Raw genomic sequence first — 23,588 nt, 5'->3', positions numbered from 1 at the left:
CTAGTGTAAGTGACTTTGCGAGATGCGGTAAGATGGTCGGGCCAGCGGTCGATCAAAGCGCGGGCGTCGTCGAGGCAAGTCGCCCAAACTAAACGCCGATTCAAGTTCGGAGTGACAATGAGTTCGAAGACGCCTCAGTTGCTGGATCAGGTTTGGCATTCACTCGACGTTTCCGACGTGGCTCGGACGCTGCAAACTCACGCCGCGCGGGGATTGCATCGCGACGAAGCGGCGCGGCGCTTAGCGCAATATGGCCCCAACGCATTGGCGCAGTCGAAGGGGCGATCGGCGTTGGCGATTCTCCTGGCCCAGTTTCGCAGCTTAATGGTGCTGCTGCTCGGCGCGGCCACATTGATCGCCTTCGCAATGGGGGAAAACATTGAGGGCCTGGCCGTGTTGGTCGTGATCGTGCTCAATGCGGCGATCGGTTTCTTCACGGAGTGGAAGGCCGAACTGACGCTGAGCGCGTTGCTGCGGCAGATCGTACCGCTGGCCCACGTGATTCGCGACGGCGCGGAACACCAGATTGCGGCGACAGACCTGGTGCCTGGCGACCTAATTGTGCTGCTGGCCGGCGCGCGGGTTCCGGCGGATGGGCGCGTGATCGAAAGTGCCCGGTTGCAGATCGAGGAGGCCGCGCTGACGGGGGAATCGGTGTCCTCGTCGAAAAAAGTGGACGTGATCGCCGATCCGCATGCGCCGCTCGGCGACCGCTTCAATATGGCCTTTATGGGCACGACGATCTCCGACGGCCGCGGCAAGTTGCTGGTGACGGCGACCGGCGCCCAGACCGAGGTTGGCAAAATCGGCAAGTTGATCGACGAGGCCGGCAGCCGCGAAACGCCGTTGGAGATCAAGCTGGCGAAACTCGGCCGGTTGTTGATCGTGATCGTGTTGGCGCTCTGCGGCGTGATTGTGCTGGCCGGTTGGTACCGGGGCGTGAGCGATTTCTGGCACATGTTGACACTCGGCATTTCGCTGGCCATTGCCGCCGTGCCGGAAGGATTGCCGGCTGTCGCGACGATGACGCTGGCCCTCGGCATGCAGCGGATGGCCAAGCTCGGAGCGCTGGTGAGGCGATTGCCGGCCGTCGAAACCTTAGGCTCGACCAGCATCATCTGCACCGACAAGACCGGCACGCTGACCAAAAACGAAATGACGGTCCGCGCGATTGTATTGCCCGACGATCGCATTGAGCTCACCGGCAGCGGGTACGACGTTGACGGAGCGTTTCAGCGCGACGGCAAGTCGTTTGTGCCGCGCGACGACGAGCGCCTGATGCTCGCGTTGCGCATCGGCTTGCTTTGCAATGACGCGAAGGTTGATCGCGACGACGGCGAGGCCGTCGTGCTGGGCGATCCGACCGAAGCGGCACTAGTCGTCGCGGCGGAAAAAGCCGGACTCAATGCCGTTGAGCTGCAAAGGCAATTCCCGCGCGTCAACGAGGTTCCCTTCGACAGCGATGCCAAGCGGATGGTGACCGTGCATCGGACGCCCGATGGAAAGACCGTGGCATTCGTCAAAGGCTCGCCGGGCGCATTGTTGACGGCGAGCGTCGCGCAGGTTTCCGGCGCGACGCTGGATGAGACGTCAAGGCGAAAATGGCTGGAAGTGAACGAATCCTTGGCGAAGGACGCGCTGCGCGTGTTGGGTCTGGCGTACCGCGAGTTGCCGGCGGGGCATCGCGACGAAGACTTGCATCGGGAACTGACGTTTGTCGGACTGGTGGGGATGATCGACCCCTTGCGCGACGAGGCGAAAGCGGCCATTGCGACGTGCCGCGCCGCCGGCATTCGCGCGGTGATGATCACGGGAGATCAGGAGGCCACGGCCAAGGAAATCGCCAAGCAACTCGGGATCGATCTCGATCCTCGCGGCGGCAAATTGCAGATCGTACACGCGCGAGAGCTGACGAATCTGGATGCAGCCGGCTGGGACCGGATCACGGCCAACGCCGCGGTATTCGCCCGGGTATCGCCCGAACATAAGTTGCGAATCGTCGAGTCGTTACAACGGCAAGGGCACGTCGTGGCGATGACGGGCGACGGCGTGAATGACGCGCCGGCGCTCAAGAAGGCCGACATCGGCATCGCCATGGGGATCAAAGGAACCGAAGTCGCCAAGGAAACGGCGGCGATGATCATCACGGACGACGATTTCTCCACGATTGTCGACGCCGTCGAGCAGGGGCGGATCATCTATGCGAACATCCTGCGGTTTATTCACTACCTGTTCTCGTGCAACCTGTCCGAGATTCTCACCGTTTTCATCGCACTGATCGCCGGCTGGCCTTCTCCGTTGGCGGCATTGCAAATTCTCTGGCTGAACTTGATCACCGACGTGTTTCCCGCCCTGGCATTGGCGCTGGAGCCTTCGGCGCCGGGGATGATGAAGCATCCGCCGCGTGACGCTCACGAATCGCTGCTCACGCCGCGGTTCCTGGGGCTGATCGCCTGGCAAGGGGCGTTGCTATCGGCGGCGGCGCTGACCGTGTTCTACTTGGGACGCCGTTGGTATGGCGCCGACGGCGACGGTGCACAGCACGCGACGACGCTGTCGTTCATGACCCTGGCGCTCGGGCAGGTGTTTCATGCCTTCAACGCGAGATCGCAACGGCGTTCCGCTTTCCATCGCATGTTCACCAACCCCTGGCTCTGGGCGGCGGTGGTTTGTTGCGTGGCGCTGCAACTTTGCGCGATCTACGTGCCGTTCTTGAGGACGGTGCTCAAAACGACGCCCATGAATGTTGCAGATTGGGCGTTAGTCGCCGCGGCGGCGCTGGGGCCGATTGCCATCGTGGAAGTGGTCAAGTTCGTACAGCGAAAGTCGTCGACGAACTAACTTGTCGCGTGCTTATCCGCCGCAGCTTGATTCGCAACTTGTGCCGCAGGTGGCGGCGTGTTCCGCCACGGGCGGCGACCAGGGGGCGTCATTGACGCGGGTCACGACGAAGCCCAGGTCTTCGATCATGCGGTAGTCCTGATCCGGCGCCTGGCCGCGCGTGGTCAGGTAGTCGCCGACGAAGATAGAGTTCGCGGCGTACAGCCCCAGCGGCTGGAGCGAACGCAGGTGCAGCTCGCGCCCGCCGGCGATGCGAATCTCGCTCGTCGGATTGGCGAAGCGGAACATTGCCAAGACTTTCAGGCAGTAGCGCGGATTCAAGTCGCTCTTGCCGGCGAGCGGCGTGCCGTCGATTGGGTTCAGGAAGTTGACCGGAATCGATTCGACGTTCAGATCGCGCAGGGAGAAGGCCATCCGCACGACGTCTTCGTCCGCTTCGCCCATGCCGATGATGCCGCCGGAGCACAATTCCATCCCGGCGTTGCGCACGGCTTGCAGGGTGTCGATACGGTCTTGAAACGTATGTGTCGTGCAGATCTCGGCGTAGTGGGCTTCGCTGGTGTTCAGGTTGTGATTCACCTTGTCGACGCCGCAGGCCTTGAGCTGAGCGGCTTGTTCCGGCGTCAGCAAGCCGAGGCAGGCGCAGATATTGAGGTCGTACTTGGCCTTGATCTCCGGGACGATCGACGTCACGGCATGCATCTCGCGCTCGTTCGGGCCACGGGCGCTGATCACGATGCAGTAGGTTTTCGAACCCTGCTCGGCGGCCAGCCGGGCGCCGTCCAGGAGCTTGTCGCGCTGCAAAATGTTGTAGCGGGGAATCTCCGCCTCAGAGACCTTCGATTGCGAGCAATAGCTGCAATCCTCCGGACAAAGGCCGCTCTTGGCGTTCATCAGGAAGTACAATTGCACCCGGTTGCCGAAGTGTCGCTGCCGAATTTGGTAGGCGGCCGCGAGAATACTGAGCAACTCTTCGTCCGGCGCCCGCAAAATGCTCAAGGCCTCTTCAAACGTGAGCCGATGGCCTTCCAGGACCTGGTCGGCCAGGCGATTCCATTCCGATCGCTGGGCGGGCAAGAGGCTCAACATCGACGGGAAACTCCGGAAAAACGTGACCGCATTGCACTCCCCAAGTATCCACGCGGTAAGAGTTTCGGCAAGACGGGCCAGCTTCGGCCCGCAGCAGATGCCCACCAGCCCGACGCGCCAGCGAGGGGGAGTTGACGTAGGATAAGCGGATAGCGTTTAACTTAGGGTAGGGGAACCTCGCCCTAGATAGACACCTAAACATGCCCAGCTTTCATTACGTGCGAATCGGAGTCCTGGGGCACGTCGGGCGATTTGTCGCCTCGGACGGGACTCGGTATCCGCGCGGAACGCGCGTGGTCACGCGCACGGCACGTGGGCTGGAGATTGGCGAAGTCCTGGCGCCGCCTCAGGCGGACGAGCCGGGCGATTCCGACGGCAAGCTGCTCCGCGGGATGACCGTCGAGGACCAACTGCTGGCCGCCCGGCTGGAGAAAAATCGGACGGCCGCCTTCAACGCGTGCGTCGACGAAATGCGCGCGGCGGGCTCAGGCGCCACGCTGATGGACGTCGAACATCTCTTCGACGGGCAAACGCTGGCATTCTATTTCCTGGGCGAACAGCCGCCGGAGTTGGCCGAGCGGTTGGAGGCGCTGGCCGAAGCGTATGAATCACAGGCGCAGTTGCGCAACTTCACGGACGCCCTCGTAAATGGTTGCGGCCCCGGCTGCGGGACGGAGGCCGCCACGGGAGGCGGCTGCACCAGTTGCTCGACCGGCTGCGCGGTGGCCGGCGCATGCGGAACGAAAAACGCCCGACATTAGCCCGTTGCGTCAGCGAGTGGGAAACACCCAGACGAATGCCGGGAATCACGCTGGGCGGGGACCACGCCAGTTTTTGCAGTTGTTTTGAGGGGGCAGGATTGGTCAAGAGGAGGATTGGCGGATTTTGTGATCGGCTGCGGCGCGTGAGTGGTTGAGGGGTCGACTTTTAGTTTGGAGGTCGAAGGCCTGGATGCCGCGCAGTCATTTTGGCGGCGGAGAGATCTCGACTTTTGCAGCGTCTGTCGGAGATCAGGGGCGAGGAGCAATTGCGCGGTGAGAGTTCCATCGCACGCTCGGCCGACCGGTCGTGCAGTAGCCGGCCTCACACTACGCGTTCAGCGATTCCAGAATGCGATCCGCGCGGCGTTTGATGTCGCGCAGCGGATGATCGGACCGAACACGACGGTCTTCGACCTCAAAAACGTGAAACAGCGGCAGCGGGTCGTCAAAATCCCCACGCATCGTCGCCTCCTGCAATCCACCCCGCCAGTCGATCACAATAAAATAGCCGATTCATCGGAGTTTTTCAGCAGCCTGCTAGTGTCGCGAGCGTCCTGCACGACGGCCTCGCATCCACATGAGTGATGCGACGATGCTTAACGCGGCGAGCGCCACTCCCGCCGGTTCTGGTACAGGACTCCCGCCCCCTTCGCCGAAGTTGTTTCGGACCGCGTTCAGGTCCGCGATCGTTACCTCGTCGTCGTTGTTGGTGTCGCCGAGGACGTCGGGACCGAAGGAGCCGAAATTATTCCGGACGTTGTTCAGGTCGGTGACATTGACCAGGCGATCATTGTTGGTGTCGCCGGGGACCGGGGCACGCAGGTCGATGTGGCCAATCGCGCCGGCGAAATTCGTCGGCGAATTGACCGCTGTCGTGCCGTTTTTCAGCAGCGAAAGTACACCGTCCAAGGGAAGTTGGCCGGCGGCAATGGTCATCGTCGCAGAGTTGTTCGCCCAATTCAGGAAATCCCCGGCTGGATTGAAAAAATTGGCCGGAATGAGGTAGTCGGGAGTCACTGCGCCCGGCAAGGCCGCGTAAGCCGCCGTGCCGAAAATGAAACTCTTATTGGCGGTTAAATTACTCGGCAAGTCGGTGGTCACCGCGAACGGAGGACCGTTCGAGTCCAACGCATGCCCGGCCATGAGATCTTCGCCATTGAACGGTGTACGCATCTCGATGAACTGAACGCTACCGTCTTCGTTGGAGAAGGCCTCGGTGAAGGCCCAACGGTGAAATGCCGCCTGGATGTCCGTTGCGAAAGCACTGATCGCCGATGCAAACGCCGCACAAACGATCAATCGCCGCATGCAATTTGAGGGCATCACTGCACCTTGCTGGTAAACCTTGAATCAGCGGCTGGCCCGAGCGCCATTGTTGTAGTGGCGCGAGACCATGTCAAAAGAAAAGTACGGACGCCGTTGGATTTCGGATTCAGCGGCGTTCCGAAAATTCTCGAATCTCGCGCACTCGCGCCGCTAACCGCCGACAGGAAGCCGCATCGAGGCCACTGGTGCGCCCGGCCCCGCAGGCCAACCCGCGCACTGCCAGGTAGTCGGCTGAAAGTTCCAAAGCGGTTCCCAATGAATTCCACGTCAACCCGCCACCGACCACCGTAAGCAACCCCGACGCGCTGGCTCGGGATAGGAACGCGGCCAACTCCGCTGCAGGCCAATGCGTGAAGACGTCCCCAGCGGACTTGTCATACGTGTCGACAAGGATCGCCGCGCAGGAATGCTCGATCGCCGCCGCCAGGATGCGGCCTGGCGCAGGCGCTCTCGCCGTCGTCGCGTCGGCGTACACCACAGCCACGACATCACAGCCCGCGGGGCGATGATCCACGCGGTCCCGCCAGGCGCTTTCCCAATCCGGCTGATCGGCCGCGCCGGCCAGGCCGACTTTTGCGTAACGGACGCCGATGGGGATTGCTGCGGCGTTCGCCGAAGTGCTTGCTTCCAACTCCCCTAACGCACAACTAACCGGCACGCGTCCTGCAACAACGCCCAGGACGTCGCGCCAAACCGCCGGATCGGCGGCCCCGAGCGCGCCGCGGTTGGGCTCCTTCACGTCAATCAGATCGACGCCGCAATCGAGCGCGATCTGAGCCTCAGCGGCGCTGCGCACGCTGACCAGCAATCGCGTCATGACGCCGTCTGCTGAGGGAGTTTTCGTTGTGCTTCCAGCAGACGCTCGTTCAACCGCCGCACGACCGCGAGGTTCAGCGGTTCCGTCCAGGTGCCGCGGATGGTGATGTAGCTATCGCACCAGGCGGCCAGGCGATAGTCGACCGCGTGGTGCGACCACTCTTCCGCCCGATCGGAGAGCTTAATGACTAATGTCGTCGTTTCCGTGCGCGCATGTTTCTCGCCCGGCAGCAACGCCGGTCCCTGGCCCATCAGAAAGCACTCGACGATTCCAATCGGCACGCGAATGGGCGACGTTCCCTGCAGGTAAGCCAAGAGGTTGCGGCCGTCGTAGGCCAGACGCGGAACCCGCCACATCGCGCCTATCAATAACCCGCCGAGGATCGCCCCCGAAAGCAGGCTGATCCCGGCCACGCGGCCGACGGGCGATTCGGCCGACCAATATCGCAGCAGTGCGCCGCCCCCAATGAGTAAGAACAGCAGTGCCAGCAGCGCCGCGGCCTTCAACATTCGCGGATTGTTTTTCAGCCAGACTTCACGCATAGCCCGCAATCTAGCATTCGGGCGTCGCGGCGCGAAAGTCCCGCCGTCTTACAAGTCATTGAGCGGTCCATTAGACTAGGTCCTCAACACGGCGTTCAGGCGGCGATTCGTGTCATCACGTTTCACCCCATTTCACGGGACCTGCCAGGAATCGCATGACGGACACCGAACACGCTGCCACTCCCTCGGAAAAACCGGTTCTCTTCGCCCTGATCGCCGTGGTGGCGATCTATGCCGTCGCCCTGTTTCTGCCTGCGACGGCCGGTTACTTCGCCCCCGCCCAGCATGAGGCCACCCACGAGGAGCACGCCGCGCCGCACGTGCTCGCGGTGCTGCCATTTGCGTTATTGCTGGGCTGCATCGCGGTGCTACCGCTGGTCTCCGCCGCCGCACATTGGTGGGAAAGTAACCTGCACCGGTTCTACGTCGCGGCCGGATTGGCGCTGGCTACGCTGGCCTATTACTTGGCGCGCGGAGGGACTGCGGCAGTCGGCCTGACGCTGGAACATGCCATCCTGGCCGAATATATCCCGTTCATCGTGCTGCTGTTTAGCCTCTACACGATCTGCGGCGGTATTCGCATCTCCGGCGACTTGCCCGCACATCCGGCGACGAATGCCGCCTTCATCGCGGCAGGCGCGGTGCTGGCCAGCTTTATCGGCACCACCGGCGCCGCGATGTTGCTCGTACGTCCACTGTTGGAAACCAACCGCGAGCGCAAAAAAGTCGCGCACACCGTGGTGTTCTTCATTTTCGCCGTCTGCAATTGCGGCGGTCTGCTGACGCCGCTTGGCGATCCGCCGTTGTTCCTCGGTTACTTGCGCGGTGTGGATTTCCTCTGGACCGCGCGGCTCTGGCAGGAATGGCTGTTTGTGAACGCCTGCCTGGTCGCCATCTACTATCTCTGGGACCGCCTCTACGCCTACCCGCGCGAGTCCGCCGCCGATGTGCGCTTGGACGAAACGCGCATTCGGAAACTCAAGTTCTCCGGGATGTTCCCCAACGCGCTGTTGCTTGGCGGCGTGGTCGCCAGCGTGGCGTTCCTGGATCCCAGCAAGGCCCTGCCAGGCATGGATTGGCATCCGCCGGTCTATCTCCGCGAGGCCGTGCAACTAGGGCTCGTGGCGGCGTCGCTGGCGTTCGGTTCGCAGCCGGTGCGAAAGGCCAATCAATTCAGCTACGGGGCGATCGTCGAAGTCGCCGTCCTGTTCATCGGCATCTTCATCTGCATGCAGCCGGCGTTGCAGATTCTTCATGATCAGGGCGGCAAACTCGGCGTCAACACCCCGCACCGCTTCTTTTGGGCCACGGGCACGCTCTCCAGCGTGCTGGACAACGCCCCGACCTACGTCGTGTTTCTGGAGGCCGGCAAAACCATTCCGCCGCTCGAGGGCGACCCGGTGTTCGAGCTTCCTGATGGACGGATAGACGAGCGGATTCTGGCCGCCATCAGCCTGGGCGCGGTGATGATGGGCGCGATGACCTACATCGGCAACGGGCCGAATTTCATGGTGAAGGCCATCGCCGAACAGGCAGGCGTGTCGATGCCTAGCTTTTTCGGCTACATGCTTTATAGTTTGTGCGTACTGCTTCCTATTCTGGCCGTGATGACCTGGCTTTTCATTTGAGCATCGCTCTGGCCGCGGCGTTGGCCAAGCCGTGCCGGCAGTGGTGACAGCCTGAGCGTCCGGCGCTCCCCGCGAGTGTGCCGCCACGCATGTCGTTTATCACCATTGGCACGCAGTCCGAGCTAGCCAACTTCTGCGAACGGCTGCGCTCCGCCGAGTATATCGCCTTCGACACGGAGTTCGTCTCCGAACACAGCTACCGCACGCAGCTTTGCCTCGTGCAGGTCGCCATCCCGGGCCTGACGGCCGTGATCGACCCGCTGTCGATCGACGACATGCGCCCGTTCTGGGACGCGGTCGTCGCGCCGGGGCACCAGACGATCGTCCACGCGGGACGTGAAGAAATCGTCTTCTCGCTGGCCGCCACCGGACGCCCGCCGCACAACCTGATCGATGTGCAACTCGCCGCCGGGCTAATGGGCGTCGAGTTCCCGGCTGGCTATGGAACGCTGGCATCGCGGCTCCTCGGCAAGCGGATCAACAAAGCGGAAACACGCACCGATTGGCGCCGCCGACCCCTGACAGCGCAGCAAGTCGCCTATGCCCTCAGCGACGTAGAACATCTCGCCGCTCTGCGCGACCTGATTCTCGGCAAACTAGAAAGCCTCGGTCGGCTAGATTGGCTCCACACGGAAACGGCGAGCTGGCTGGCCGAGATCGAAGCCTCGCGCGGGAAGGAACGCTGGCGCCGCGTTTCCGGCAGTTCCGGCCTCAGCCGCCGGCGACTGGCGATCGTTCGCGAGATTTGGCGTTGGCGCGAGGAAGAGGCCGAACGCCGCGATTGCCCCGCCCGCCGCGTGCTACGAGACGACTTGATCGTCGAGTTGGCCAAGCGCGAACTCGCCGACCCGAACAAAATTCGCGCCGTCCGCGGGCTGGAACGCGGCGACCTCAAGTACGCGTTGCCGAAGCTCACCGCCTGCATCGAACGCGCGCTCCATTTGCCGGAAAGCGACTGTCCGGAAATCGTCCGCACGGAAACCAACCCGCAGCAGACGATGGTCACGCAATTGCTTTCGTCGGCGCTCGGCAGCATTTGCCGCCAGGCGCAGGTTGCGCCCAGCCTGGTCGGGACGGCCAACGACGTCCGCGACCTGGTTTCATTTCATCTCGGCGATCTCGGCGAATCGGCCGAGCCGCCACTCCTGACGCAGGGCTGGCGCGCGGGTGTCGTCGGCGAGGTACTCAAAGACCTGCTGCTCGGCCGCACCACGCTCCACATCGTCGACCCCCGCGCCGAACAACCGCTGGCCTTCGAGCCGCGTAAGACGAGCTGAGTAACGCACCCTAGGCGAATGGGCTCTCAATTCGCTATCTTGGCCAAGAACTTGGCCGGTCACGGCCCGCTCGCTACAACGCATCGCAATTCGCGCGAATTCCTTACGGAGGAGAATTCCATGGCACGCCCAACTTGGCAATGGACGCTGGTGATTGCAACATGTTTGCTCGGACTCCCGAGCTGTGGCGCGCCCCCCGCGACGCCCGCCCCCGAGGCCAAGACCGTCGAAGTCGCCGAAGAGTTGCCGACGCCCGTACCGGCCGACGCCGCGACCGCCGTACCCAAGCCCGCTGCCGCCAGCAGCGAATCCAACTCCACGACCACGCCTGTCGCTCCCCAGCCGCCCATGAACGATACGATGCCCGGTATCCCGCTGATTGCGCGTGAAACGCTGTTCGGCAACCCGCAACGCGCCGCGGCCCGGATCAGTCCGGACGGATCGAAGCTGAGCTTCCTGGCCCCGGTCAATAACGTCCTCAACGTCTGGGTCGGCCCGATCAGCGATCCCTCGGCAGCGAAAGCGGTCACCAACGACACGAAGCGCGGCATCCGCGGTTACTTCTGGTCGTACACGTCGAAGCACCTGCTCTACACGCAGGACCAGGACGGCGACGAGAACTGGCACGTCTACAGCGTGAACCTGGAATCCGGCGAAACCAAGGACCTCACGCCGATCGAGGAGGTGAACGCCCAAATCGAAGGCGTCAGCGAAAAGTTCCCGAATGAAGTGCTGATCGGCCTCAATGATCGCAACAAGGAGCTTCACGACGTCTACCGCGTGAACATCGAAACCGGCGAGCGCACCCTGCTCCAGGAGAATCCCGGTTTGGCCGGCTTTGTGATCGACGACGACTACCGCGTGCGGTTCGGCATGCAGTACAGCCCGCAAGGCAAGAAGCTGCTCAAGCCGAACGACGCGCAAGGCTGGGACGACTATCTCGTGATCCCGATGCAGGACGCGATGACGTCCAGCCCGGCCGGCTTCGACAAGACCGGCAACATCCTGTACTTCATCGAGAGCCGCGACCGCGACACCGGCGCGCTGACCGCCATCGACATCCCGACCGGCGCGCAAACCGTCGTGGCGGAAGATCCCCGTGCCGATCTGAGCGGCGTGATCTCGCACCCCACGGAAAAAACCATTGAAGCGGTCGCCTTCACCTATGCGCGCGAGGAATGGAAGATTCTCGATCCCAGCGTGCAACCGGACTTCGACTACTTGAAGTCGGTGCATGAAGGCGAGTTCCAGATCACTAGCCGCACGCTCGACGACCAGCATTGGACCGTGGCCTATCTCACCGACAACGGTCCGGTGTTGTACTACTACTACGATCGCGCGGCGAAGAAGGCGAACTATTTGTTTGCCAATCGCGACGATCTGAAGGGCTTGCCCTTGGTCCACATGCACGACGTGGTGATCAAGGCGCGCGACGGGCTCGACCTGGTCAGCTATCTAACATTGCCGCCCGGTTCGGACGAAGACGGCGATGGCCGACCGTCGAAGCCGGTCCCGATGATCCTCGACGTGCACGGCGGACCCTGGGCGCGCGACGAGTGGGGCTTCAACCCCGATGCGCAACTCTGGGCCAACCGTGGCTACGCGGTCTTGAACGTAAACTTCCGCGGCTCGACCGGCTTCGGCAAGAAGTTCATTAACGCCAGCGCCAAGGAGTGGGCGGCCAAGATGCACGACGATTTGCTTGACGCCGTGGATTGGGCGAAGACGGAGAAGATCGCCGATCCTGACAAGATCGCCATCATGGGCGGCAGTTACGGCGGCTACGCCACGTTGGTCGGCCTCACATTCACGCCGGACGTGTTCAATTGCGGCGTCGATATCGTCGGCCCCTCGAATTTGAAAACGCTGCTGGCTTCGGTGCCCGAGTACTGGATGCCCATGATGCCGATCATGCATGAACTGATGGGCGATCCCGAATCCGAGGCAGGGCAAAAGCTGTTAGAGGAACGCTCGCCCCTCAACTTCGTCGAGAAGATCGCCAAGCCGCTCCTCATCGCGCAAGGCGCCAACGACCCGCGCGTCAAGCAAGCCGAAGCGGACCAGATCGTCGCCGCGATGAAGTCGAAGCAGATTCCGGTGACCTACGTGCTCTATCCGGACGAAGGGCACGGCTTCGCCCGACCGGAAAACCGCATGTCCTTCTACGCCGTGGCGGAAGCCTTCCTCGCGGAACACCTCGGCGGCCGCTACGAGCCGATCGGCAAAGCCTTCGACGGCGCCACGATCACCGTTCCGGACGGAGCGAGTGACGTGCCAGGCCTGGAAGCGGCGCTGAAGGCCAAATAGGCCGGAGTTCCAGCAGTAAACCTGTGGGAGGCGTCTCCGACGCCGATGGAGTGGGCGCGGGCTTCAGTGCACTCCGCTTGTGCTGAACGTCGTTTTAATCGGCGTCGGAGACGCCTCCCACAGGCGCGCAGCTATACGCCGGACTACAGTTTGCCAAGCGCCTCAATCAGCAACTCGCGCACCCGGCCTGGATTGACGTTGGGGTTCTTCTTCTTCGCCTGCCCTACGAGTGAACCAATCGCTTGCATCTTGCCGGCCTTGAAATCCTCGGCCACTTTGGGATTCGCCGCGACCAACTCCTGACAGAGGGCGACGAGTTCCGATTCATCGACCTGCTCGATCCCCTTTTCGCGCATCACTTCGTCGGCGGAGCGTCCTGTATCGATCATCGCCTGCAACACTTCACGCGCGCGACTTGTGATCAATTCGCCAGCCTGCACTTTTTTCAACAACACCACTAGCGCCGGCGCGGTCACCGGAAATGCCGCGATGTCCCAATTCCGTTCATTCAGCATGCGCAACACGTCTTGTTGCAGCCAATTGCTGGCCAACTTGCCATCACCGGTGGCGGACGCGACGTGCAGGAAATAATCGACCAGCGCACGCCCCTGGTTCACCAGCACATCGCTGTCGTAGGGGCTGAGGCCGAACTCGGTTTCCAGCCGCGTTCTTAGCGTCGCCGGTAGTTCACCCAACGAGGCGAGCACTTGCTCCACTTGCGCATCCGTCACTGTGACGGGCGCCAAATCCGGGTCCGGAAAATAGCGGTAATCGCTCGATTCTTCTTTGTGCCGCTGTCCGCGCGTGACATTCGCGGCGTCGTCCCAGCCGCGAGTTTGCTTCGGCACGTCGCCGAGTTTCTGGCCCGTCTCTTGCCAGACCTCATACAGGCGTTCCGCCTCATAGGCCAACGCCCGTTCGACGGCTCGAAAACTGTTCATGTTCTTGATTTCGACGATCGGCGTCGCCACTTTGCCGTCCGGCGTATCGATGTGCAGGTTGATGTTGCCGTCGACGCGGAGGCTCCCTTCCTGCATGTTGCAATCGGAGACGCCCAGATACGTCAGCAGCAATTTCAACTCCGACAGAAACGCTTTCGCTTCGGCTGGCGAACGCATATCCGGCTGCGAGACGATTTCCAGCAGCGGCGTGCCCGTGCGGTTCAAATCGATCTGACTATCCGCCACGCCGGCCCGTTCGTCGTGCATGCTCTTGCCGGCGTCTTCTTCCAGATGCGCGCGGATGATGCCGACGCGTTTCGGCTCGAACTTGCCTTTCGGATCGCTGATCTCCAGCCAGCCGTCGTGGCTGAAGGGCAGATCGAATTGACTGATCTGATAACCCTTCGGTAAGTCGGGATAGTAGTACTGCTTGCGGTCCCACTTGGTGAACCGCGCGAGCTGACAGTTGATCGCCGCCGCCGTGCGCAGCGATAACTCAAAGGCCTTTCGATTCATCACCGGCAACGCCCCCGGCATGCCCAGGCACACCGGACAGATCTGCGTATTCGGCGCAGCGCCGAACTCCGTGCTGCAACCACAGAAGAGCTTACTCTCCGTGGCCAACTGCACGTGAACCTCAAGGCCGATGATGACGGTGTAGGGGGACAAGGGAAATGATGAATGCAGAATGATGAAGGATGAATTCGGAACGAAAAGGTTTTGTCACTCCTAAAGCTTCGGTCGCCGCTGGTGCCAGTCTGTCGCCTGCTGGAATTGATGCGCTGCCCGCAGCAGCGTTTCTTCCTGAAATGGCGGCGATTGCAACTGCACGCCGATCGGTAGCCCTGACTTACTCTGCCCGCATGGGAAGGCGATGCCGGCGATGCCTGCCAGGTTGGCCGTGACCGTGTACAAATCCTCGCGGTACATGGCGAGCGGATCGTTCGTCTTCTCGCCGATCTTAAAGGCGGTCGACGGCGTAACCGGGCCGACGATCAGGTCGACTTGCTCAAAGGCGCGATCGAAATCCTGGCGGATCAATCGCCGGACTTTGAGCGCCTTCACGTAGTAAGCGTCGTAGTACCCGGCGCTCAACGCGTACGTGCCGAGCATGATCCGCCGTTTGACTTCGGGTCCGAAACCTTCGCTGCGCGATTTCCGATACATTCGCACGAGCGCGGTATCAAGATGCTCCGCCGCGCGCTTGTTACCGGCGGCGAGGAGTTGCTTGCGCTCCGCGTCGAGTTCCGCTAGTAGTTGTCCCTCATCGGCGCGATAGCCGTAGTGAACGCCATCGTAGCGGGCGAGATTGCTGGAAGCCTCGCTGGGGGCGATGACATAGTACGTCGCCACGCCATACTTCCCGTGCGGCAATGCGACATCGCGAATCTCCGCGCCAAGCGAGCGATACGCGTCGATGGCCTGCTCGACCGCGGCGGCGACTTCCTCGTTCAAGCCTTCGCCGAAGTGTTCCTTGACGACGCCGAGCTTCAACCCTTTGAGCGAAGTGTTCAACAATTCCCGATACTTAGGCACCGGCCGATCGACGCTCGTGGCGTCGCGCGGATCGTGTCCGGCGAGCACCTCCAGCAACAGCGCGCAATCTTCCGCCGAATGCGCCATCGGACCGATCTGGTCGAGGCTGCTGGCGAAGGCGATCAGCCCATAGCGGCTGATGCGCCCGTAAGTTGGTTTGAGTCCCGTGATGCCGCACAATCCCGCGGGTTGCCGAATGGAACCGCCGGTGTCGGTGCCGATTGCCAGCGGCGCCAGCGAGGCCGCGATAGCTGCCGCCGAACCGCCGCTGCTTCCGCCGGCGACACGGGTTGTGTCCCAAGGATTGCGCGTGGGCCCAAAAATCGACGACTCGGTCGAACCGCCCATCGCGAATTCGTCGAGGTTTGCCTTGCCAAGAATCACGCCGTCGGCCGCACGGAGTTTGGCGACGGCCGTCGCGTCGTAAGGAGGCGAAAAATTCCGCAACATCCGCGACCCGCAGGTGGTGGGCTCACCCTGGGTGCAGAGCAAATCCTTGACCACAACCGGCAGGCCGGCCAAGGCGCCGATCGATTTTCCCGCGGCGCGCTTTTCGTCGACCTTACCCGCGTCCGCCAGCACTTTGGCGTGATCCACGCGGATCATCGCGTTGACGCGCTCGTTCACCTGGTCAATGCGCGCGAGGCAGGCTTGGGCGGCGTCGGTCGCGGAGACTTCGCCGCTCCTGAGTTGCTGGAGCAGTTCGGCGGCGGATAATTCCGTCAGCGACACCGGCTCAATCCCCTAGCACTGCGGGGACGAGAAAACACGCGCCGTCATGATGCGGGGCCGAAGCCAAAGCCTGTTCGCGCGCCAGCGACGGTTGAACGGCGTCATCGCGAAAGACGTTCGTCACTTCCACCGCGTGGGCCATCGGGGCGACCCCCTCGGTGTCCAACTCGCCAAGTTGCTCGACATAGCCGACGACCTTGGAAAGCTGCTCCGTCAGGGCGTCTAATTCTTCCGCAGACAGGCGCAGCCGCGCTAATAGGGCGACTTTTTCGACATCTTGGCGCGTGAGACCCATAAGCGACCGGTGGAGCACTTAACCAAGAAAGACATGCCGTCCGGCGAGTCGGTTCGCGCTACTTGGCCGCGGCCGCGACCTTCGCGCCGCCAGCCTCGCCCGGCAGCCGGAACGGAGCCGCTTTGACGGCCTTCCGTACGGTCCCGCTGCGCAGGCAACGCGTGCAGCAGATCACGGTCCGATTCCCGCCGCCGACAGTGATTTTCACCCGTTGCAGGTTCGGCTTGAACTGGCGGCGGCTAATGCCGGTGACCTTGGTACCGACGCCCCCCAAGTACTTCGCCTTACCGCGAATCGTCACTTGGTTGCCGGTTTGGGGACCCCGTCCGCAGATATCACATTGGCGAGCCATCGCTGTTCAAACCCCTTCGGGCCGTCCTGGTCAGTCGAAATCGGTCGTTTGGTCGAAACGCGTAGTATACGGGAGTTCGCCTCGCCCGCAAGTCGTAATGCCTGACCGCCCGGGAACGGAGGTGCATCCTGTACTTTTCGGGTGGGAGTGGATTGATCATGATTGGTTGAGGGAATTTTGGTTGGATGGGTTTTTTTTGCCGGCAGGAAGCTGGCGAAGTGAGGAGATCAGGGATGAGAATTAACGATCCGATGCGGGCGCGCATGCAGGCGTTTGCCCGCGAGCTTCAGGAAGAATTGGGGCCGCTGGCGGTATAGATGGCGAGGCCTGTTTGATGGAAGCCGCGGTAGACTGGGGAGTTCTGTTGGGCGATGCATTGGCTCGGACAGTGACCGAGCGGGAGTTGCCGGCGACCACCGATTCGGGCGACTTCGCCGTAGAGGCGACCTGTCCCGAGTGCCAACAACTGGGCCGTTGGAAAGGCTCGCGAAAGCGCCGCATTGAGACGCGGAGCTAGCCGAAATGACTGGCTTCGTCGGCGCCGATGTTTGCCAGGTCCGTGATGCCGGGCGCCCGCCGCGACCACGGGCTGGTCTGCCAGTTGTCAGGCATAGCGCGATCCGGGACAAAGCCGGGCAAGCGAAAACGGAAGAAGTCCGCCAGCGCTTGGAGAAACGGCTCGTACAGCGCACGCAGCTCGTTCAATCGCTCGAGATGCTCGGGCGAGAGATCGCCCTGCGATCGTAACGCGAAGAGTTGTTGCGCTTCGGTCGCGGTCAAACGCTCCGCTGGGTCGTTGCCCGGCGGCAGCCAGAGCACCAGGCAAAGGTCGACGCTGGCATGGCGCGCCATCGCAAAGGTGAGCTCGGCGCGCCTTCGATACTCGTCGCCGCCGGTAATGACCAGCAGCGCGGAGACGTCGAGAATCGTCGCCAAAGTCGCCAGCCAGGACTGATTGTCGTGCTGCGAGCGATAGAAGCCCAACACGGGAAACGAAAGATGGCTTTCCAGCAGCTCGGCGCACCAAAGTTCCCATTCCGGAAGAATGCGTTCCAGTTCGCCGCACGCCCCTTTGACGCCCAAGCGCCGCACAAATTCCGCCGCGGTCGGCGGAGAGCCTGCCCGCCCGTCGAGGAGCGCGATCGTCTGCTCGCGGCGCGAAAACGACTGATAGAGCACAGGCAAGTAGCCAATGATCACGGCCATGAAACCGAAACCGAGGCCGGCTTCGATGACCGCCAGGAACTTACCGGAAAACGAATCGGGCGTCACATCGCCATAGCCGAGCGTGAAGATGGTTTCGCCGCTCATGTAAAGGTAGTCGCGGAAGTCGCTCCCCGCCGAGAGCGTCGCCAGGCCTCGGTGAATCGACGCGAAGCCCAGGATCAGCGTGAAAATCCAAACGCCGAACAGGCCCAGCAGAGCCAGCGGACCGAAGACGCCCAGCGCATTCTCGCGATAACGTCCGGCCGGAAGCAGCGCCGCTGCGCGCCGCCAGAGGCGCCAGGTCGATTGAAAATACAGTCGCGTGGGTCGCCAGCGGCGCGTGATCCGTCGCGGCAGCACGGTGCTTTCGAAGCCGTCCAACAACACCAGCAGGATCAGCATGGCGCCCAGGCAACAGTAGACCACGCAGGTTGCTCCCAAATAAGGCTGTAGCGTCGAATATTTTACCAGCCGGGAAGAACTTCGCAGCCCGCCTGTGCTGATGTGCTCGTCGAACGGCCGCGACCGGCAGCTGCTCACTGCACCAGCAGGCCATGGCGGGCGAAATAAGCCAGCGCCTTGCGAAGAACCTCTTGATGCGGCTCGCACGAAGACGATGTTGACGCACGAGCTTCGCTGACGTTGGCATTCGCCAAGCAGTCGACCAATTGCTCCCAGTTGTGTTCGCCATCCAGCAATGGCAGCAAGTGCGTCATGTTCGAGTCAGGAATCCCTGTCATTTTGTGCGTCAGCGTGACCAGCGGCCATCCTTGCGCGGCTTGATACATTGCCACTGAGCTCGCCAGCGGCAGCGGGCCGGGCTGATAAGTGAACAAGGGCTGGCTCAGGCGCAGTTCGATTACCTCTTTCTCCATCATGAATCGGCTCAGCAGTTCTCCTCGTAGCGCGACGATCTCGTCGTCGCGCAAGGTTCGCCCGAGTTGCAGACCGATTTTCTGGCACAGTTCGGGGAAAGGAATCGCCAACGGGTATTGCGCCGCGAGCAAGACCAGCGCTATCTTGAAGATCGGTCGATGACTCGATGTGGCGACGCCGTGAATGGTCACGAACCGCACCGACGTATCGCCGGCCAAATCGGCGTTGGCGAGCACGGTCTCGGCGGATGACGCGACGAGGAAATCGTCGACTTGTTCGCTGCGAATCGAACGATCTAGAGTTACTTCGCAACGGCACAGCAGCGTGCGACGAAACGACTGACCGTTGAAAAAATCGAGATACTGTTCGCTGCCGATCTCGCCGTGTTGCTCACGGAGCCGCCCGAGCACGTCGGGCTTTACGCCTAGGTCGGCGCGGTCGGCGAAGGTCGCTTCGGTCAGGTACTGCAATCCGGCGGCCTCGGCGGCGCGGATGAAGTCGTGAAACAGAACCGGATGATTGTCGGCTTCGAGAAGTTCGTGAATCAGCCCGCTGTCGGACATCTGGGCGACCGTCTGCTTCAACTCGTGCAGCACGAGAGCATAGGGGCTGTCGGCAGGGCGCGCCATGGCGGCCAGGAATTCAATCAGGCCGCGCACTTGGGGAGCGATTTCGCGCGGATGCTCCACACTTCGCACATGGTACATGGCCATGCCGCGCAACATACGCCGCAGATGACAGCCAGGGAAGGCGTTGTAGCTGACGTACACGATTCCGTGCGGCGCTAATACGCTGGCACAGACGTCTAGCACTTGCGACTGCACGCATTCCGGAACCCAGGAGTAGAGTCCGTGGGCGACAACATAGTCGAACTCGCCATACGAGGCGTTCAGTTCGCAAAGATCCATCTGCTCGAGACGCACGTTGTCGAGATTCAGCGCGGCGGCCATCGCGCGGGCCTCGGCGATTTGCCGTATTGATAGATCGACTCCGACGAACTCGGACCGCGGAAGCGTATAGGCCAGCGGAACAAGATTCGCGCCGGCGGCGCAACCCAGCTCCAGGACGCGGCAATGTGCTACCGACTTCGGTTGCATGCCGAACAAGCGGCCGATCACGGCCATCCGGTCCGGATGCGTGTAGTGATACGCCAGCCGCGGATAGGGGACCTGATCGTAGAACGTCGCGATGTCGGTCGGTTGCATCCCGAACTTCCTTAGGCGATCAATAGCGCTTGTCGGGCAAAATCCTGCAGGTACGCGTCGATTTGCCGCCGCAGCGCCGCGGCAATGTCGGAACGCTCCGTGAGCGTCCGCTTGTCGTGACTCAAGTTGACTTCCGCCGATGACACCGCAGGCAGTAATTCTTGCACAATCTGCTCGCGGTTGTGGTGACCATCGAGCAATTGCAACGTCCGACGAGCGAGTGGATCCGTCAGGCGCACGCGGCGGTGAATCAAGCTGCTGACATCCCAACCGCGATGCGCCTCGTAGCGCGCCAACTCACTCGCCTTTGGTCGCGTCGTCGGCTGGCGGGCGAACTTCGGCGCCCAGGTGCAGAGCTCCACCACGCCGGTCGCATGCCAGTCGAGCACCCATTCGGCAAGTTGGCCGAGGTTCAGCTCGATGGGAGCACTGCCCGACGCTCCCTCGTGGATCGCGTCAAGAAGCGCGGGCAGCGACATCGCTTGGGATCGGTTGCGAGCCAATTGAGCTAGCGCGAGTTGGGCGGCAGGCTCGGTTACCTCGAGCAATCCATAAACGGTCCGGTAGCGCTGCGATGTCGGAGCTTCGACTTCGGTTTGACCGCTTGCCTGATTTGGACCGTCCGTCGATTCTGGCTGAATCTCCGGAACCACATAAAGATCCACAATGCGCTCAGGCCGCAGGGCACGATCGAGCGGCACGTCCTTGCGGCACAGCAGCGTGGCGCGAAAACTGCGGCCGTAAAGAAAATCGAGGTACTGCTCGAACTCCAACAAATCGTCGCCAGCGCCGATGCGTTCGAGCGCTTCGGGTTCGATCCCGGCGCCGCGCATGGCGGGGAATTCGGCCTCGCCCAAATATTGCAGGCCGTGCCGGTCGGCATGGGCCGCGAATTGGTGAAAGTAGACCGGTTCGCTATCGGCCTCCAGGTCGTCATGCAACAGGGCGCCAGGCGACTCGTCGAGCATCCGTTTCGTGTGGTCGAGCACTGCGGCGCGATAGGCCGTCCGTTTCTCGGGAATGCCGGTGCGTAACAATTGAACCAATTCACCCATCCGCCGCGGCCATTCACTGGGTTCCGCCGCATGATTGTGGTACAGCCCCATCTGACGGACCATGTCAGCCACATGGCCGCCAGGGTACGTCTTATAGCTGATATAAGCGACGCCATGGGGACTCAGTACTTCGCCGCATAGCGACAGCAACTTGTCGCGCACCGGGGCCGGAACCCAGGAATAGAGTCCATGCGCGATCACGTAATCAAAGGTTCCCAATTCCGCGCCGAGGTCCATCAAATTCGCCGCCTGGAACGCGACGTTCCGCAGGCCCAGATCTTGAGTCACACGTTGCGCCTCGGCGATCTGATGAGCGGATAGATCGACTCCGAGGAATTGACTCTCCGGGAGCCCAAATGCCATCGGGATCAGATTGGCGCCGCTGGCGCAGCCCAATTCCAGCACGCGGCAACGCTCCGGCGGCGCCGCGTTCACAGCCATTAACCGGGCGATGGCGCCCAGATGCGCCGGATGGGTGCGCGGAAATGTCAGGCGCGGATAGGGAAAGTCGTGATAGCTGACCGGACGTTGTGTCATGGCAGACGACGGAAGATGGCCGCGATCGATCCCCGTAGTATCCCACCTGCGCCCATCCATGAAAGGCGAAAAGTCAGCGATGACGACCGGACGCCTCGAACGCGCAAGCTGCCGGAATTGAACCCGCGGCCTCCAGCAGCTCGCACGGCGCTGACGTTTACTTCTTTCGCTTCGCCTGACCGGTCATGAAGTCGACCCATTTGCCATCCTCGCCGAGCATGCCCGAAGTCGTAACGATCAAATCGGGCGATTTGAACTCGTAGACGTCGCGGTACTTGGCCGTTTTGCCTGGCTGCGAGAAGTTCGGTCCGTCGGCTTCGAGGGTCAGGATTTTGCCCGTCGAATCCACGGCGCCTTTGTATTGCCACAGGTGATTCATCATGGAATCCACCCACGTGCCCACGTACTGCTTCTTCTCCGCATCATAGCCCAGCGTCTGAATGGCGTGCATTTCCACGCCCGCGATGTTGTTTTTCGATTCGGAGACCATCCAGAAACCGCCCAACATCCGCGCGGACATCGTGCCGGCGCATTTCACAGGCGGTTGACTCGGCCCCGCGGTCCCTTCGCCCTCGGTCTCCCATTCGCCGACGAATTGATGCAGCCACTCATGTTCTTTCTGAGGCGCGGGCTGCGCCGGTGGCGCTTGGGCAAATGCGAGCGAAGTCGCCACGAACACCAACGCGATCATTCCCAGCCCGCTCAGTAACTTCCTCATGTCGCATCTCCAGTAATGATTCGGGGTCCCGGCGATTTCCTAGAGAAATTATCGCGCGGGCGCGGTGGGGCGACAAGCAAGGGAAGCGCAGGACGCCGCGCCGGCCGATCGAGTGGCCAATCCACGGAACAGGGCTTAGAATCGAGCGACATGAAGCGCCGTCGCTTTGCCGTTTGGTCTCCGCGACGTTTTTCCCGTTGCCGGTGCGACCGATGGCCGGCGCCTCGAAGCCCTAAAACTGATGCGACGCGAATTCCACTGCCCGGCCGGACACGTTTGGCACGCCGAGACCGCCGCGGACGCAATTTCGTCAAGCGATTGCCCGGAGTGTGGGGAGCCAGGGCAACTTCTCCCGCGACGCGCGCCCGGCGTGGAAACCATCGTGCGGGAACCGGAAACGCTGGCGCCTACCTTCGTGCCGCCGTGGGTCGAACCGCTCCCCACTCTGATCCAGCGATCTGAGATCGAAACCGATGAGGTCCCGGCGGCGGAACCTGCGAACATCGGAAGTTACGAGATCGTCCGCGAGCTTGCCCGGGGCGGCATGGGCGTGGTCTATCTCGCGCGTCGACATGATCTTGATCGCGAAGTGGCGCTAAAAATGATTCATGCCGGCGCTCATGCTGGCAACGAGGCGATTCGCCGTTTCCGGCTCGAGGCGGAAGCGATCTCCCGGCTCGAACACCCGAATATCGTGCGCATCTATGACCTGGGCGAGCACGACGCGCGGATGTACTTGGTGCTGGAATACGTTCCAGGGCCGAATCTGTTGCGGCGCATCAGCGGGAAGCCACAGCCGCCCTTGTCCGCAGCAAGGTTAGTGGCGACGCTGGCCCGAGCAATGGTATTCGTGCATGCGCGTGGCATCGTGCATCGCGATCTCACTCCCGCGAACGTGCTGCTGAGTCGACCGCCGGGCGCGGCGGAAAGTACGGCGGACGACGAAGACCTCACGCGATTGACGCCCAAGATCACCGATTTCGGCCTCGCGAAACGGCTCGATGATGAGAGTTCCGGCACGCGCACCGGCATGGTGATGGGAACGCCGAGTTACATGTCGCCTGAGCAAGCCGCGGGGGGCAGAACCAACATCGGCGTGGCGAGCGACATCTATGCGTTGGGAGCGATTCTTTATGAACTGTTGTGCGGACGACCTCCGTTTGTCGGCGAGTCGGCCTTGGCCACGCTGGAACAAGTGTTGCAAGTCGATCCCGTTTCGCCGCGACGACTGCAGCCGCGCGTGCCGCGGGACTTGGAAACGATTTGCCTGCGCTGCCTGGAAAAGGACCCGCGCGCCCGCTATCCGGATGCGACCCAATTGGCGGACGACCTGGAACGGTTTCTGCGCGGCGAGCCCATCCGGGCGCGGCCCGTAGGTCCCCTGCAGCGGGGCTGGCGATGGGGCAAGCGGCGGCCGGCGGCCGCTGCGCTGATCGGGCTCAGCCTGATGTGCGCCGTAATGTTGAGCGCAGGCGGCTGGTGGTCGAACATGCGAATCACTATGGAGCGAGATCGTGCGGAGCAGAACTTCCGCCAGGCGCTCCGCG

19 protein-coding genes are annotated in these 23,588 nt (G+C 62.2%); 6 read left to right on the top strand and 13 right to left on the bottom strand.

Annotated features, from left to right (window positions below):
- Positions 1–117 precede the first annotated feature (117 nt).
- Positions 118–2,841 carry a cation-transporting P-type ATPase gene (locus tag SGJ19_10880; protein MDZ4780748.1) on the top strand — a complete coding sequence of 908 codons (2,724 nt, stop codon included), beginning with the start codon at positions 118–120 and terminating at the stop codon, positions 2,839–2,841.
- 12 nt (positions 2,842–2,853) lie between these two features.
- Here SGJ19_10880 and bioB read toward each other — a convergent pair whose 3' ends face one another.
- Positions 2,854–3,930, bottom strand: coding sequence for a biotin synthase BioB (gene bioB / locus SGJ19_10875; protein MDZ4780747.1), 1,077 nt, complete (start codon positions 3,928–3,930; stop codon positions 2,854–2,856).
- 200 nt (positions 3,931–4,130) lie between these two features.
- On the opposite strand from bioB, the gene SGJ19_10870 reads away from it, so the two are divergent.
- Positions 4,131–4,691, top strand: a complete 561-nt coding sequence (locus tag SGJ19_10870; protein MDZ4780746.1) for a hypothetical protein — start codon at positions 4,131–4,133, stop codon at positions 4,689–4,691.
- Between the two features lie 327 nt (positions 4,692–5,018).
- Here SGJ19_10870 and SGJ19_10865 read toward each other — a convergent pair whose 3' ends face one another.
- From SGJ19_10865 to SGJ19_10850, 4 genes are all read right to left on the bottom strand, one after another.
- Complete coding sequence (locus SGJ19_10865) at positions 5,019–5,153, bottom strand: hypothetical protein (protein ID MDZ4780745.1); 135 nt, start codon at positions 5,151–5,153, stop codon at positions 5,019–5,021.
- 75 nt (positions 5,154–5,228) lie between these two features.
- Positions 5,229–6,014: a hypothetical protein gene (locus SGJ19_10860; protein MDZ4780744.1), complete on the bottom strand. Its 786-nt coding sequence runs from the start codon at positions 6,012–6,014 to the stop codon at positions 5,229–5,231.
- 109 nt (positions 6,015–6,123) lie between these two features.
- Complete coding sequence (locus SGJ19_10855; GenBank protein MDZ4780743.1) at positions 6,124–6,834, bottom strand: (5-formylfuran-3-yl)methyl phosphate synthase; 711 nt, start codon at positions 6,832–6,834, stop codon at positions 6,124–6,126.
- The gene (locus SGJ19_10850; GenBank protein MDZ4780742.1) at positions 6,831–7,376 is read right to left on the bottom strand and encodes a hypothetical protein; all 546 of its coding nucleotides are present in this window, start codon (positions 7,374–7,376) and stop codon (positions 6,831–6,833) included. Before SGJ19_10850 ends, SGJ19_10855 begins: the two co-directional genes overlap by 4 nt.
- 155 nt (positions 7,377–7,531) lie before the next feature.
- On the opposite strand from SGJ19_10850, the gene SGJ19_10845 reads away from it, so the two are divergent.
- The 3 genes from SGJ19_10845 (at position 7,532) to SGJ19_10835 (ending at position 12,588) form a co-directional block, all read left to right on the top strand.
- Positions 7,532–9,004 carry a sodium:proton antiporter gene (locus SGJ19_10845; protein ID MDZ4780741.1) on the top strand — a complete coding sequence of 491 codons (1,473 nt, stop codon included), beginning with the start codon at positions 7,532–7,534 and terminating at the stop codon, positions 9,002–9,004.
- An 89-nt stretch (positions 9,005–9,093) separates the two neighbouring features.
- The gene (locus tag SGJ19_10840) at positions 9,094–10,281 is read left to right on the top strand and encodes an HRDC domain-containing protein (protein MDZ4780740.1); all 1,188 of its coding nucleotides are present in this window, start codon (positions 9,094–9,096) and stop codon (positions 10,279–10,281) included.
- 120 nt (positions 10,282–10,401) lie between these two features.
- Complete coding sequence (locus SGJ19_10835; protein ID MDZ4780739.1) at positions 10,402–12,588, top strand: S9 family peptidase; 2,187 nt, start codon at positions 10,402–10,404, stop codon at positions 12,586–12,588.
- Between the two features lie 143 nt (positions 12,589–12,731).
- Here SGJ19_10835 and gatB read toward each other — a convergent pair whose 3' ends face one another.
- The 8 genes from gatB to SGJ19_10795 all read right to left on the bottom strand — a co-directional run bounded on the left by gatB (position 12,732) and on the right by SGJ19_10795 (position 22,041).
- The gene (gene gatB, locus SGJ19_10830; protein ID MDZ4780738.1) at positions 12,732–14,222 is read right to left on the bottom strand and encodes an Asp-tRNA(Asn)/Glu-tRNA(Gln) amidotransferase subunit GatB; all 1,491 of its coding nucleotides are present in this window, start codon (positions 14,220–14,222) and stop codon (positions 12,732–12,734) included.
- Positions 14,223–14,258: 36 nt separating this feature from the next.
- Positions 14,259–15,797 carry an Asp-tRNA(Asn)/Glu-tRNA(Gln) amidotransferase subunit GatA gene (gene gatA, locus SGJ19_10825; protein ID MDZ4780737.1) on the bottom strand — a complete coding sequence of 513 codons (1,539 nt, stop codon included), beginning with the start codon at positions 15,795–15,797 and terminating at the stop codon, positions 14,259–14,261.
- A gap of 4 nt (positions 15,798–15,801) precedes the next feature.
- Entirely contained in the window at positions 15,802–16,092 is a 291-nt protein-coding gene (gene gatC / locus SGJ19_10820; GenBank protein MDZ4780736.1) for an Asp-tRNA(Asn)/Glu-tRNA(Gln) amidotransferase subunit GatC, read from the bottom strand.
- A 58-nt stretch (positions 16,093–16,150) separates the two neighbouring features.
- Positions 16,151–16,444 carry a 50S ribosomal protein L28 gene (rpmB, locus tag SGJ19_10815; GenBank protein MDZ4780735.1) on the bottom strand — a complete coding sequence of 98 codons (294 nt, stop codon included), beginning with the start codon at positions 16,442–16,444 and terminating at the stop codon, positions 16,151–16,153.
- A 513-nt stretch (positions 16,445–16,957) separates the two neighbouring features.
- Positions 16,958–18,052, bottom strand: coding sequence for a potassium channel family protein (locus SGJ19_10810; protein ID MDZ4780734.1), 1,095 nt, complete (start codon positions 18,050–18,052; stop codon positions 16,958–16,960).
- 134 nt (positions 18,053–18,186) lie between these two features.
- Positions 18,187–19,731 carry a class I SAM-dependent methyltransferase gene (locus SGJ19_10805; GenBank protein MDZ4780733.1) on the bottom strand — a complete coding sequence of 515 codons (1,545 nt, stop codon included), beginning with the start codon at positions 19,729–19,731 and terminating at the stop codon, positions 18,187–18,189.
- Positions 19,732–19,742: 11 nt separating this feature from the next.
- Entirely contained in the window at positions 19,743–21,323 is a 1,581-nt protein-coding gene (locus SGJ19_10800; protein ID MDZ4780732.1) for a class I SAM-dependent methyltransferase, read from the bottom strand.
- Positions 21,324–21,480: 157 nt separating this feature from the next.
- The gene (locus tag SGJ19_10795) at positions 21,481–22,041 is read right to left on the bottom strand and encodes a DUF1579 domain-containing protein (protein MDZ4780731.1); all 561 of its coding nucleotides are present in this window, start codon (positions 22,039–22,041) and stop codon (positions 21,481–21,483) included.
- 241 nt (positions 22,042–22,282) lie between these two features.
- Here SGJ19_10795 and SGJ19_10790 point away from each other — a divergent pair.
- On the top strand, positions 22,283–23,588 hold a 1,306-nt coding region (locus SGJ19_10790), incomplete at its 3' end, for a serine/threonine-protein kinase (protein ID MDZ4780730.1).

Source organism: Planctomycetia bacterium, from assembly GCA_034440135.1.
GTDB lineage: Bacteria > Planctomycetota > Planctomycetia > Pirellulales > JALHLM01 > JALHLM01.
The sequence above is the reverse complement of the archived record's forward strand: the minus strand, read 5'-3'. Positions and strand labels throughout refer to the sequence as shown.

Coding starts and splice junctions, on each gene's coding strand:
- SGJ19_10880 (MDZ4780748.1), top strand. CDS start 118: ATGAGTTCGAAGACGCCTCAGTTGCTGGATCAGGTTTGGCATTCACTC.
- bioB (MDZ4780747.1), bottom strand. CDS start 3,930: ATGTTGAGCCTCTTGCCCGCCCAGCGATCGGAATGGAATCGCCTGGCC.
- SGJ19_10870 (MDZ4780746.1), top strand. CDS start 4,131: ATGCCCAGCTTTCATTACGTGCGAATCGGAGTCCTGGGGCACGTCGGG.
- SGJ19_10865 (MDZ4780745.1), bottom strand. CDS start 5,153: ATGCGTGGGGATTTTGACGACCCGCTGCCGCTGTTTCACGTTTTTGAG.
- SGJ19_10860 (MDZ4780744.1), bottom strand. CDS start 6,014: ATGCCCTCAAATTGCATGCGGCGATTGATCGTTTGTGCGGCGTTTGCA.
- SGJ19_10855 (MDZ4780743.1), bottom strand. CDS start 6,834: ATGACGCGATTGCTGGTCAGCGTGCGCAGCGCCGCTGAGGCTCAGATC.
- SGJ19_10850 (MDZ4780742.1), bottom strand. CDS start 7,376: ATGCGTGAAGTCTGGCTGAAAAACAATCCGCGAATGTTGAAGGCCGCG.
- SGJ19_10845 (MDZ4780741.1), top strand. CDS start 7,532: ATGACGGACACCGAACACGCTGCCACTCCCTCGGAAAAACCGGTTCTC.
- SGJ19_10840 (MDZ4780740.1), top strand. CDS start 9,094: ATGTCGTTTATCACCATTGGCACGCAGTCCGAGCTAGCCAACTTCTGC.
- SGJ19_10835 (MDZ4780739.1), top strand. CDS start 10,402: ATGGCACGCCCAACTTGGCAATGGACGCTGGTGATTGCAACATGTTTG.
- gatC (MDZ4780736.1), bottom strand. CDS start 16,092: ATGGGTCTCACGCGCCAAGATGTCGAAAAAGTCGCCCTATTAGCGCGG.
- rpmB (MDZ4780735.1), bottom strand. CDS start 16,444: ATGGCTCGCCAATGTGATATCTGCGGACGGGGTCCCCAAACCGGCAAC.
- SGJ19_10810 (MDZ4780734.1), bottom strand. CDS start 18,052: ATGCTGATCCTGCTGGTGTTGTTGGACGGCTTCGAAAGCACCGTGCTG.
- SGJ19_10805 (MDZ4780733.1), bottom strand. CDS start 19,731: ATGCAACCGACCGACATCGCGACGTTCTACGATCAGGTCCCCTATCCG.
- SGJ19_10800 (MDZ4780732.1), bottom strand. CDS start 21,323: ATGACACAACGTCCGGTCAGCTATCACGACTTTCCCTATCCGCGCCTG.
- SGJ19_10795 (MDZ4780731.1), bottom strand. CDS start 22,041: ATGAGGAAGTTACTGAGCGGGCTGGGAATGATCGCGTTGGTGTTCGTG.